This window comes from Sphingopyxis sp. sgz302558, assembly GCF_057220455.1.
Genome location: NZ_JBXPUZ010000002.1, coordinates 141,546 through 154,135, shown reverse-complemented (window position 1 = coordinate 154,135; position 12,590 = coordinate 141,546). Strand labels below are relative to the sequence as shown.

Here is a 12,590-nt window from a genome sequence, read left to right as displayed (position 1 = left end):
CAGGGTTTGAGGAAAGCCATCGGTGACCGCGACCGCGTTGAACCTGCCGGGGGTCCAGATAGCGGCGATGCCCCGCGCTGAGCCGCTGGCCGCACATTGGTTGGCCGATGCGCGCTGGCGGTTCGACCGGGCGCTGTGGTCGCCCTATATCGGTTTTGCGTTGCGGCGGGCCACAGCGATCGCTGATCCGGTGGATCGGGCCGCCCGCTATGCCCGTATGCGCGAAGCTTTCCGATCCGTCGAGGCGAAGCATGCGATGTTGATGGAGGCGGCGGTGCTGGGGCTGCGCGTGGAGCGCGCCTGGCCGTCGGGGCCCGCGTTGTCGCGTATCGCGGGGCCCGGCTGGCGCGATGATGCGTTGCTGCTTTATGTTCCCGGCGGATCATTTGTGGTGGAGCGCAGCCCGCAATTCACCGCGATGATTGCGCGCATCGCACGCGCGGCGGAAGTGGATGCACTGGTGTGCGACTATCGGCTGGCCCCCGAACATCCCGCGCCTGCTGCGATTGAGGACGTTGTGGCGGCCTTTGCCGTGCTGGCAGCACAGGGCATCGCCGCGAACCGGGTCATAGTGGTCGCCGAATCGGCGGGCGCTTGCATCGCGTTGGCGGCGGCGCAGCGTATGACGGCGCGAGGAGAGGCACCGGGCGGACTGGCGCTGCTATCGCCATGGGTCGATTGCAACCCCGCCTCGGCGCAGCTTGACGCCGCGTCCCGGCAATGCGCGCGTCTTTATCTGGCCGGGGCCGATCCATGTGACCCTGCGATAAACCCGGCACATGGGGTCATGCGCGGGCTGCCGCCCATTGCCATCCACGCCAATCGCGGTGACCCGCTGTTTGCCGATGCCGAATTGTTGGCGCGACGCGCGGCGGCGGCCGGGACGCGCGTCGATCTGCGCCTGTGGCCCGGACGGATGCACGTGCTGGAGCGGCACGACAGCGCCGATGCGCGCCGGTCGGTGGCTGAACTGGCGACCTTTGTCAGTCGCCAACTGGTGCCGCTGCGCGACGTGGAGTGACGCTGGACTTTCGCTGGAGCCGCCCTTAACGGCCAGCCATGTCCATCCAGCCATCCGAAACCATCCTGATCGTCGATTTTGGCAGCCAGGTCACCCAGCTGATCGCGCGCCGCGTGCGCGAGGCGGGCGTCTATAGCGAGATCGCTCCATTCAATTCCGCCGAGGCTGCGTTTCGGCGGATGCAGCCCAAGGGGATCATCCTGTCAGGCGGCCCCGCATCGGTCACCGCCGAAGGCAGCCCGCGCATCCCGCAAGTCATCCTCGACAGCGGGCTGCCCATCCTCGCCATTTGTTACGGCCAGCAGGTGCTGTGCACGCAGCTCGGCGGTATGGTCGAGGGCGGTCATGCCGCCGAGTTTGGCCGCGCCGATGTCGAAATTCACAAGGCCAGCCCGCTGTTCGACGGGTTCTGGAGCGTTGGTAACAAATATCCGGTGTGGATGAGCCATGGCGACCGGGTAACGGTCGCGCCCGAAGGGTTTGAGGTTATTGGCACCAGCCCGAACGCGCCCTTTGCCATCTGCGTAAACGAGGCCCGACGCTATTACACCACCATGTTCCACCCCGAGGTGGTACATACCCCCGACGGCGCCAAGCTGATCAGCAATTTCGTGCACAAGATTTGCGGGCTGGCGGGCGATTGGACCATGGCCGAGTTTCGCGCGACGAAGATCGCCGAAATCCGCGCGCAGGTTGGTTCAGGCCGGGTGATTTGCGGCCTGTCGGGCGGGGTCGACAGTTCGGTTGCAGCGATTTTGATCCACGAAGCGGTGGGCGAGCAGCTCACATGTGTCTTTGTCGATCACGGCCTGCTACGGCTGGGCGAGCGCGAACAGGTCGAACGCCTGTTTCGCGACCATTACAACATCCCGCTGGTGGTGGTCGACGCCGAGGCGCGGTTCATGGCCGGGCTGGCGGGCGTCACCGACCCCGAGGCCAAGCGCAAATTCATCGGCGCGGAATTCATCAATGTGTTCGAGGAAGAGGCGGGCAAGCTGGGCGGGGCCGATTTCTTGGCACAGGGCACGCTCTATCCCGATGTCATTGAAAGCGTGTCCTTCACCGGCGGGCCGAGTGTTACCATCAAGAGCCATCACAATGTCGGCGGGCTGCCCGAACGCATGAACATGCGGCTGGTCGAACCCTTGCGCGAACTGTTTAAGGACGAGGTGCGCGCGCTGGGCCGCGAGCTCGGCTTGAACGACGCGTTCGTGGGCCGCCACCCCTTCCCCGGCCCCGGCCTGGCCATCCGCATTCCGGGCGAAGTAACGCAGGAGCGCTGCGACATATTGCGCAAGGCCGACGCGGTGTATCTCGAAGAAATCCGGAGCGCTGGGTTGTATGACGCCATCTGGCAGGCGTTCGCGGTGCTATTGCCCGTGCGCACCGTCGGCGTGATGGGCGACGGGCGCACCTATGACTGCGTCTGCGCGCTGCGTGCCGTGACCTCGACCGACGGCATGACCGCAGACATTTACCCCTTTGAAGCTGCGTTCCTCAGCCGCGTCGCGACGCGCATCATCAACGAGGTGAAGGGCATCAACCGCGTGGTTTATGACTATACGTCAAAGCCGCCGGGCACAATCGAGTGGGAATGAGGCGCCATCACCCCGGCAATTTGCGAACTGCCTAGGGCCGAAAGTCGGCCGGTTTGATCGCATATTTGGTGAGTTTGTCGTAGAAAGTCTTGCGCGGCACACCAAGCCGGACGCAGGCGGCGGAAATGCGCCCGGCTTCGGCGCGAAGCGCGGAGCGGATGGCTTCTGCTTCAAACGCGGCAACCCGCTCCGGTAGCGAAGACATCGCGCCCCCCGCCAATTTGGCGTCAGCGGACGCCAGATTCAAAATGGTCTGATCGGCAAAATTTTGCAGCTCGCGCAAATTGCCTGGCCAATCATGATCGGTCAGTCGCGCCAACATTGCATCCGAAAGGTCGGGGACCGGCCGCCGATATTGTTCGGCGGCGGCTGACAACATGCGCATGAACACCATCGGGATATCGCCGCGCCGTTCGCGCAGCGGCGGCACAACCAGCCGAACCGGTGCCAGCCGGAAAAACAGGTCGGCCCGAAAAGTGCCTGCCGCGATGCGATCGGGCAGATTGGCCGTGGTCGTAGAGATGACCCGGACGGACAACTCCGCGCCGGCTTGCGCGGCGGCAGCGCGGGCCGCGCCGCCAGCCGCATCGATTTCGCGCGGCGTCAGGCCGTGGAGCAAGCGCGCCTGAACCGCCAGCGACAGACACTCAACCCCGGACAGCAGCAGCGTTCCCCCACGGGCCGCGGACACCGCTCCTTCGCGTTCGCGGCCCCGGCGCGGCACCGAGGTAGCCGAATGGCCAAATAATGCGGCGTCCAGCAAATGTTCCGGCAATGCCTCGCACGCAAAAGTTATCGGCGGCGGGCGCCGCTCGCCTCCGGCGCGCGCCAGCAGCTGGGCGACAGCCTGCTTCCCCGTGCCCCATTCGCCTTCGATCAGCACGTCGATACCCGTTCCGCCGATTTGCGCGACGGCGTGCACCAGTTGCTGGACCGCTGGCGAGTTGCCCATGAGCGGCAATTGCTGCTGTTCCGACTGTCGCGCCACAACAGCCCGCAAGCTCCGGTTTTCCAGCACCAGCTGGCGTTTGCCGATGGCCCGCTCAACAGCTTCGATCAGCCGTTCGGTCGCAAAGGGTTTGGCAAGGAAATCATATGCGCCCTGCTTTAGCGCGGCCACGGCCTGATCAATGTCGCCATGACCCGTCATCAGGATGACGGGCATTTCGGCATCACGTTCCAAAATGCGTTGCAGCAATTGGCGACCATCCAGCCCGGGCATGCGGACATCGCTGACGACGACTTTGATCGGGTGACGGTCCAGCACCGCCAGCGCTTGCGCGCCGTCCGCTACATTGACGGTCGGCAGGTCCGCAAGCGCCAGCGCCGCCGCCAACGCTTCGCGCAGATCGTCGTCGTCATCGACCAGCAGGACGGCAGGCGGGGCCGTCATGGCGCGGCCGCCGGCAGGCGGAGCTGAAAGGTCGCTCCACATTCGCCCGCTGAAGCGGCCGGCAACAAATTGAGCTCGCCGCCCATGCTGGCCGCAATGTCGCGCGAAATGACCAACCCCAGCCCCAAGCCTTGTGCTTTGGTCGTGCGGAACGGCGTGAAGAGCAGCGCGGCAATGTCGGGCGCGATCCCGGGGCCGTTGTCGGTTATGCGGATTTCCGTGAAGCCTGCTTTGCTGCCGGTTTGAATTGTGATCGTTGGATCGGCTGTTTCGGCCAGCGCATCAACGGCGTTACGCAGCAGATTGACGAGTATCTGTTCAACGCGGATCTTGTCTGCCCAGATTTTGGTTTCGGAATCACGCGGCGGACGGTGTAGCGTAATTTTGGCCTGGCGCAGATTAGAGCCCACCAATTGCAGGGCTCCATCGAGCGCGGCATCGATGCTGAGCAAGCGGGCGCCGCCTGCTCGCTTGGCGGAAAAGGCGCGCAGTTCTCCGGTAATGGCCCCGATGCGTTCCGTCAGCTTGGCGATGCGCGCGATCGCCGTTCGCGCCGGGGCCGTCTGGCCTTGCCCCAGCAACACATCGGCATTGTCGGCAAAGGTGCGGATCGCCGCCACCGGCTGGTTGATTTCGTGCGTGACGCCAGCCGCAATCTGGCCAAGGATGGCGAGGCGATTGGCCTGTTCCAACTCCTCATGCACCAGCCGCGAAGCCTCCTCGATCCGGTGGCGTTCGACCATTTCCTCGACCAACCGCGCGTTGGTCGCGCTGAGTTCGGCGGTGCGCGCGGCGACCCGATCCTCGAGCTCGGCACGGCTTTTTTCTGCCTCGAGTGCGCGGACCGCAATCCGCCGCTGGCGCAGGACTAGCCAGAACAAGACCCCACTGACCGCGAGCAAGGTCAAAGCGGTTACCGCCGATGCCGCCGTCACCGCGCTAGCGACGCGGTCATCGGTGGGCAGCAAGGCATGCAATTGCCACCCCGGCAAAATAGTGCGGGTGGTGGCACGGCGAAAAATCTGCGCCGATGGGCTTTGCGGCAAGGTCAGGCGATGGAGCGTGGCATTGGCCGATACGCCAGGTACCACGTCGGCAATCTGGCGAAAGCGCCACGCCGGCTCGGTGGTTATCAGGACCTCGCCCCGCGCATCGGTGACCAGCGTAATCGACCCGGCACGCTTCCAGTTGCCTTCCAGCTTGTTGAACTCGACCTTGACGACAATCACGCCAATGGCTTTGCCGCCGCTGTCGACGCGTTCGGAGATAAACAAGCCAGGACGGCGCGTGGTCGAGCCCAGCGCAAACTGAAAGCCCTGGCCATCGCGTATCGCTGCGCTGAAATAGGAACGGAAACGATAATCAACGCCGACAAAGCTGCCGGGTTCGCGCGCATTGCTCGCTGCAATGGTGATGCCGTCGGCCCCGATAAGATAGACGGCCGCAGCACCAATTTCGCGCGACAGCCCCGCCAGCCGGTCGCTGAGCCGCGCCCGGGCAGCGGCGTCGGGCAAGGTCAATGCTTCAACAACCTGTCCATCACTAGCGAGCGCCAGCGGCAGCGCCCGATAATGTTCGATTTCGCTGGCCAGCAGGGCACCGAGCAAGTCCGCCGACTGCGCCGCCTCGGCGGTCAATTGGGCATGCGTTCGATTGGCGGCAATGCTGGCGGCTGCCGCGACCATCGCGCCGCCGATGACCAATAGCGCTGCAAGCATGGCCAGCGACAGCCGGTTGAACGTGTGAATCGACGCCATCACGAAGGGTGTGGGCGGAAATCCGCCATGCTTCAACCAATTTGAGCGGAAATCCGCACATTATGGATCTTGCTCTGTGCCTTATGGCTTAATTTTCCGATAGTTATGCCGACACATTTTGTGCTTGCGCTTCGCTAACCCGCCTCCACGCTGTCAACAAACGCCAAATAATGGCGACGAAGATTCAGGGAGAGGGATAATCGCTGCGACGCTGCTGGCCGCTGATGCGGCCCCGATGCCTGCCAAGCGCAAACCGCTTTATGCCCAGCTCTATGTGCAGGTGCTGGCCGCAATTCTGCTCGGCGGCCTGATCGGCCATTTCTGGCCCGAAACGGGCGTGGCGATGAAGCCGCTTGGCGATGGCTTCATCCGTCTGGTCAAGATGATCATTGCGCCGGTCATTTTCCTGACGATTGTCACCGGCATTGCCGGAATGCGCGACATCGCCCAGCTTGGCGGCGTGGTGGGTAAGGCCTTTGCCTATTTCCTGACCTTTTCCACCTTGGCCCTGATCATCGGCCTGGTCGTCGCCAATGTGGTGCGTCCCGGTGACGGCCTGAACATCGATCCCGCCAGTCTGTCGAATGCCGAGGTTGGCAATTACGTCACCGCGGCCAAGGACCAGTCCGTCACGTCATTCCTGATTAACATCATACCCGAGACCTTTGTCGGGGCATTCGCGCAGGGGAATTTGCTACAGGTGCTGTTCCTCGCCGTCTTTTTCGGACTGGCGCTGGCCGGTGTCGGCAAGGCCGGTGAGCCGGTCGTCCATATGCTCGAATCGATCGGGCACGCCTTTTTCCGGCTGGTGGCTATTTTCATGCGCGCCGCACCCGTTGGAGCGTTCGGGGCCTTTGCCTTTACCATCGGCAAATATGGCATCGCGTCGATCGCCAATCTGGCGGCGCTGGTTGCCACTTTTTACATCACTTCGGCGTTGTTCGTGGTGGTCGTGCTGGGGCTGGTGTGCCGGTTCAGCGGCTTTTCCATCTTCACCCTGATCCGCTATCTCAAGGCGGAATTGTTGCTGGTGCTGGGAACCAGTTCATCCGAAGCGGCGCTGCCCAGCCTGATGGAGCGGATGGAAGACGCGGGCTGCGCGCGCCCGGTTGTCGGCGTCGTCGTGCCGACGGGCTATTCCTTCAATCTGGACGGCACCAACATCTATATGACCCTTGCAGCGCTGTTCATTGCCCAGGCGATGAACATTGAATTGACGCTGTCGGACCAGTTGCTGATCCTGCTTGTCGCCATGCTGAGTTCCAAGGGTGCGGCGGGGGTCACCGGCGCAGGCTTTATCACGCTGGCGGCGACATTGGCGATCGTGCCGGTGATCCCGGTCGCCGGCATCGCGCTGATTCTGGGCATCGACCGGTTCATGTCCGAATGCCGGGCCATCACCAATTTCATTGGCAACGCCGTCGCCACCGTCGTGGTGTCGCGCTGGGAAAATGCCATCGACGAGGAAAAATTTGCAGCCGTGTTGAAGCGGGGGGAGTTCGCCAGCGCAACCAGCATTGCGCGGGCACCGGTGGAACAAGACGCAGATTGAACATGGCGGCGCGACCGCCAAGAGGGAGGACCAAAATGAACACCAAAACAATTTTTGCCAAAGGCAGCAGCCTGGCGGCATTGACCATCGCCCTGCTGGCCGTGCCTGCCCATGCGCAGGATCAGAGCGCTGATCCCGCCGCAAGTCCGACCGAGCAACCGGCCGAACCCGAAATCGTTGTCGTCGGTTCGCAGATCCAAGGCGCGCAGATCAATGACGTGTTGCCGGTCACCGTGCTTGACGAGCAGCAGGTCGAAAATACCGGGGCGTCATCGGGCGACGAACTGTTCCGCTCGATTCCCCAGACAGGGGCCGTTGCGTTCAACGAACAAAATGCCACCACGCAGAACAATGTCCGCGGCGATGTCGGATCGGTCAACCTGCGCGACCTGGGCACCGGCAACACATTGCTGCTGATCAACGGCCGGCGCATGAACCTGCATCCCGGGTTCCAGACCGAATTGCTGGTGCCGGTGGTCAGCCCCGACACCAACGAGATTGCTCCGGGCAGCGTCCGCCGCATCGAGGTGCTGCGCGATGGCGCTTCCGCGGTCTACGGCGCCGATGCCGTCGCCGGGGTGATCAATACCGTGCTGAAGGGCAATATGCGCGGCGGATTCCTTGAAGCCGACTGGCGCGCGTCGACTGGCACCAGCCTTTACAGCGCGTCGATCAGTGGCGGTTATGGCTTTGATTTCGCCGGTGGCCGCGGCAATCTGACCGTTTATGGCGGATATTTCCACGAAAATGGGCTCAGTGCCCAAGGCCGCGATTATTCGAGCGATGACGACCGCACCCGATTGGTAGCGGGAACGGATTTTGCTGGCGATGCCTCGTTCAACAACCGCAACACCTTTGGCCCGTTCGGCCAGTTCGATATTCAAACGTCGCCCAACAGCCGCACGCCGATCAACGATGATGACTTCTATCTGCAGCCCAGCACCTTCACCGGCTGCCGGATGGATTTCCGCAACGGCATTTGCGCCCGCAATGGCGAAACGCCGACCACCGCTGTTCGTTACAACACGATTTTCGGCAACACGCTGATCAGCCGCAAGGACCGCTACAATGCGATGGCGCTGCTGAATTACGAATTTACCGATTCGCTGGAGGCCTATTTCGAGGGAAGCTATTATCGCTCTGAAAATGCCCGAAAGAACGACGCCTCGGCGATATTGAGCGCAGTTCCCGTCGGCATTTCGCGCAATGCCTATTGGAACCCATTTGGCGCAACCACGCTGCCCGGCGGCGCGCCCAATCCCAACCGCCTTCCCGGTACCACCATTCCCGCCGGCGGCGCGGATCTGATCATGGAGCGCTATCGCTTCGTCGATGCCGGCAACCGCGACGTGCTGGTCGATAAGGATAGCTTCCGGCTGGTCGCCGGGCTGCGCGGCGACCTTGGCGCCTGGAACTTCGATACCGGCTTCGTCTATTCCGAAGCAAAGGTGACCGACCTTGAAACCAACCGTGTTTCGCTGACCCTGCTGCAGCAGGCAATCAACCGGACCACGCCCGACGCCTACAACCCGTTTAATGGCGGCTGCGCGACCGGTGATCCAGGCCAGGGAGATTGCACGCCCAATCCGACAGCAGTGATCGACACGTTCCGCATCAACGTGTTCCGCAAGGGCGGTACCAGCCTGGCGCTGGCCGACTTCAAGATCAGCCGCGATGACCTCTTTACCTTGCCGGGCGGCAATGTGGGCGTGGCGACCGGAATCGAATGGCGGCGCGAAACATTCTTCGACGATCGTGACCCGCGGCTCGATGGCACCATCACCTGGACAGACAGCGTCATTGCCGGGGTAACCAACGGCAGCGACGTCGCCGGGACCAGCCCGTCGCCTGACACCGATGGCACGCGCACGGTTTACTCCGCCTTTGCCGAAGTGTTTGTTCCGCTGGTCAGCGAGGACATGAATATTCCGCTGGTCGAATCGTTCAATCTGCAACTGGCCGGACGCGTCGAGCGGTTCGAAGATATCGATGCAACCGCCGTGGTTCCAAGGGTCGCAGCATCATGGACCACCATTCCCGGCGTCACACTGCGCGGTGCCTGGTCGCAGGGGTTCCGCGCCCCCAACCTGGTGCAGGTCAATGACGATGGCACCACGAGGTCCAACACCCGCGATGATTTCGTCATCTGTCAGGCACGCGTTGAAAAGGGATTGCTGTCCAGCCTTGATGCCTGTCCTGGTCAGGGCGTCATCAGCTTTCGTTCGGGCGCGCGGAGCCTGAAGCCCGAAGACAGCGAGAGCATCAACCTGGGCATCGTGCTGGAGCCGGACTTTCTGCCCGGACTGACGCTGACCGCCGACTATTGGCGGGTCAAGCAGACCGGGCTGGTCGGCACCTTTGGCGACGACAACGCGATTGCGCTCGATTTGCTGCGCCGCCTTAATGGCAGCAGCAACCCCAATGTGATCCGCGCCGCGCCCACCGCCGATGATATCGCCCTGTTCACCGGCACCAGCCTTGCCCCTACCGGCGCGATCATCCGCGTGCTTGATCCTTATCTCAATCTCGACAGCCGTGTGTCGAAGGGCTGGGATATCGGGATGGATTATCGCGTGCCCGATTTCGGGATCGGCGATTTCCGCTTGCGGCTGAATGCGGCGCGGCTGGATAGCTTCGTCCAGAGCGCTGGCGCCGATGGCGAGGAACTGCTGGCGGGAATCGCCGACGGCACGCTGCCGGCCGATGTCACCGTCGGCGGCCTTGGCGAGTTGCTGGAAATTGACGGCCGCCCCAAATGGCGGCTGAGCGGATCGATCAACTGGGAAAAAGGCCCGGTCGAAATCGGCCTTTATGGCCAATATACCGGTGAAGTATGGGACACCAGCGTGGTGCGCGACGTATTGCTGGTGTCGGATGATCCCAATGCCAATTTCTTCCGGGTCAGCGATCAGTTTGTGGCCAACCTGTCGATCGCCTATACCATCAAGAACAATACCCCGCTCGACGGCACCCGGCTGCGCGTTGCGGTGAACAATCTGTTCAACGAGGATCCGCCGCTGGCTGACGAAACCTATGGCTTTTACAGCGAGCTTTACACCGCGCGCGGACGGGTGATCCATGTCGAGCTTCGCAAAAAGTTCTAACCTTCTGCTAGCGCTGCTGCTGTCCGGTACAGTGCCGGACAGCAGCGCCGCTTCTCCCACGGAGGGAGCGTGCGAAGGGGCAGGAATTGCCGTTGATCGCGCGTTCGATGGCGGTGCCTTTGCCGCCTGCTCCATTGGGGCCGATGGCACGGTCACCTTTGATATCCGGCCCGAGATCGAGCCGATCAACCCCAGCCCCTGGTATGCCGCCCGGCTGACACAGGCGTCGCCCGTAATGCGGCGGGTCACGCTGTCCTATTACGGCGCGCGGCATCGCTATTCGCCGTGGTTGTCAGTGAATGGCGGCGCGTGGCAGCGGCTGGATGTCAGCGCCGCGGCGCCCGATGGGAGCACCATTGCCATCGCCATCCCGGCCTTTGCCGGGTCGGCCGTTATGGCTGCCCAGCCGATCCGGCCACTGGCCGACGTGCAGCGGCAATGGGCGAGCCAGCAACAGGCGGGCAGGGTCGCGCTGGTCGGCCAATTTACCAGCCGCGACGGTCGGCCGGTACCGCTGTTCCGCCATGGGCCTGTGGACGCGGCGCTTATCCATTTTTTCGCAGCGCGCCAGCACCCGCCCGAAACCACCGGCGCGGCCGCATTTGATGCCTTTGCCGAGACGTTGCTCGCCGCCGATCCGGCCACGCGCTGCCCCGGCCATGCGTTCGTCTTTGCGCCGATGATCAACCCTGATGGCATTGCGCGCGGCCATTGGCGCACGAACGCCGGGCGGATTGATCCCAATCGCGATTGGGGCCGCTTTAGCGAGCCCGAAACCGCCGGAGTTGGCCAGTGGGTGGTCAAGGCATCGGCGGACGCAAAATTCGTCGCAGTGCTCGATTTCCATTCAACGCGGCACGATGCGCTGTATTCCAGCAAGACCGCAAGCATCGCCGCGCGCCAATTTGCCGATGGCGTGGGTAAGGCAACGGGGCTGGCCGTCATCCCGACACAGGCGGCGGAGGGCAATACGCTCAAAAGCTGGGTCGAGAGCCGCCTTACGGCCGACGCCTTTACGGTCGAGCTCGCCGATGCGCACAGCCCCGCGCGTGCCGCAGCCATCGGCGAGGCCGTGGCGCGGCTGTATTTGGAAAAGCTGGCATGTCCGTCAGCAGGAGAACTGGATTGAAGAGATTGTTGGTCGCGGCCACCGGCGCGCTTTATTTGACCGGTTGCAGCCCGGTGTCAGCACAGGCACCGGTGACATCGGCACCGGCGCCCGCGACCGCCACGACCGCTGCCGATACTCCCGACAAGTTGGCTGCGCGCGGGGTCCAGCGTTTCACCTTTTCGGGCTGGGGCGGGCCAGCACTGCCGGTGTGGTATTTGCGCACCGCCGACACGCCCGCCGATGCGCCCATATTGTTCGTTTTCCACGGCGTGCGCCGCGATGCTGACCGGTACATTAGCGAATGGATCGATATTGCCGCGCGCGAAAAGCTGGTGGTTGTGGTGCCCGAATTTACCAGCGCCAGCTTTCCCGGCGCGCGCGGCTATAATCATGGCAACGTGCTCGACGAGGCCGGGGCAGCCACGCCGATAGCGCAGCGCAGCTTTGCAGCCATCGAGCCGCTGTTTGACGCAATGCGCGCGCGCGAGGGGCTGACCCGGCCGCAATATTGGCTGTTCGGCCATTCGGCGGGCGCACAGTTTGCGCATCGGTTTGTGATGACCGGCCACGCCAAGCGGATGGAGCGCGCGGTATCAGCCAATGCCGGGTCCTATATGTTTCCCGATACGCGCTATCGCTGGCCGTTCGGCACCGGGGGCCTGCCGGACGGGATCTGGACGCCCGAGGCGGCCTATGCCACCCGCATGACGGTTTTGCTGGGGACAGCCGACAACGACCCCAATTACCCCAGCCTGCCGCGCGACCCCGAGGCCATGGCGCAAGGCCCGCACCGCCTGGCCCGCGGCCACGCCTTTTTTGCCGCCGCCCGCGCCGACGCGGGAAAGCGGGGGATGACCTTTGCCTGGAGCTGCGCGCTGGCACCCGGCATCGGCCATGACAATGGCGGCATGGCGCCCTTTGCCCTCGCCGTGCTGAAGGAACAGCCGTCGGTTATTGCCTGTCCCAATTAGGCAAGCTGGCTCGCAATTGCCAACTGGCTTGATTTGCCGCGCGCTTGATGTCATTCCTTGGTGAGAACGTTCACAATATTTCA

Annotated in this window: 8 protein-coding genes; 6 read left to right on the top strand and 2 right to left on the bottom strand. The window is 63.3% G+C overall.

Annotation, left to right across the window (positions count from 1 at the left end; all coding sequences use genetic code 11):
- Positions 1–22 precede the first annotated feature (22 nt).
- Positions 23–1,021, top strand: coding sequence for an alpha/beta hydrolase fold domain-containing protein (locus AC2TC0_RS06005; protein WP_484716609.1), 999 nt, complete (start codon positions 23–25; stop codon positions 1,019–1,021).
- A gap of 38 nt (positions 1,022–1,059) precedes the next feature.
- Positions 1,060–2,619, top strand: coding sequence for a glutamine-hydrolyzing GMP synthase (gene guaA, locus AC2TC0_RS06000; RefSeq protein ID WP_484716608.1), 1,560 nt, complete (start codon positions 1,060–1,062; stop codon positions 2,617–2,619).
- Positions 2,620–2,650: 31 nt separating this feature from the next.
- Here the strand turns inward: guaA and AC2TC0_RS05995 are convergent, their stop codons facing one another.
- Entirely contained in the window at positions 2,651–4,012 is a 1,362-nt protein-coding gene (locus AC2TC0_RS05995) for a sigma-54-dependent transcriptional regulator (protein ID WP_484716607.1), read from the bottom strand.
- The gene (locus tag AC2TC0_RS05990) at positions 4,009–5,769 is read right to left on the bottom strand and encodes a sensor histidine kinase (protein WP_484716606.1); all 1,761 of its coding nucleotides are present in this window, start codon (positions 5,767–5,769) and stop codon (positions 4,009–4,011) included. The genes AC2TC0_RS05995 and AC2TC0_RS05990 overlap by 4 nt, the downstream gene beginning before the upstream one ends.
- A 235-nt stretch (positions 5,770–6,004) precedes the next feature.
- Between AC2TC0_RS05990 and AC2TC0_RS05985 the strand changes: the two genes are divergently transcribed.
- Genes AC2TC0_RS05985 through AC2TC0_RS05970 form a run of 4 tightly spaced genes read left to right on the top strand, consistent with a single transcriptional unit; the run spans position 6,005 to position 12,507 of the window.
- Positions 6,005–7,321 (top strand): dicarboxylate/amino acid:cation symporter, encoded by a 1,317-nt coding sequence (locus tag AC2TC0_RS05985; RefSeq protein ID WP_484716605.1) that lies wholly within the window; start codon positions 6,005–6,007, stop codon positions 7,319–7,321.
- Positions 7,322–7,356: 35 nt separating this feature from the next.
- Complete coding sequence (locus tag AC2TC0_RS05980) at positions 7,357–10,425, top strand: TonB-dependent receptor domain-containing protein (protein WP_484716604.1); 3,069 nt, start codon at positions 7,357–7,359, stop codon at positions 10,423–10,425.
- Positions 10,400–11,554, top strand: a complete 1,155-nt coding sequence (locus AC2TC0_RS05975) for a M14 family zinc carboxypeptidase (protein ID WP_484716603.1) — start codon at positions 10,400–10,402, stop codon at positions 11,552–11,554. Before AC2TC0_RS05980 ends, AC2TC0_RS05975 begins: the two co-directional genes overlap by 26 nt.
- On the top strand, positions 11,551–12,507 hold the full coding sequence (locus AC2TC0_RS05970; protein WP_484716602.1) for an alpha/beta fold hydrolase: 957 nt from the start codon (positions 11,551–11,553) through the stop codon (positions 12,505–12,507). The genes AC2TC0_RS05975 and AC2TC0_RS05970 overlap by 4 nt, the downstream gene beginning before the upstream one ends.
- Positions 12,508–12,590 lie beyond the last annotated feature (83 nt).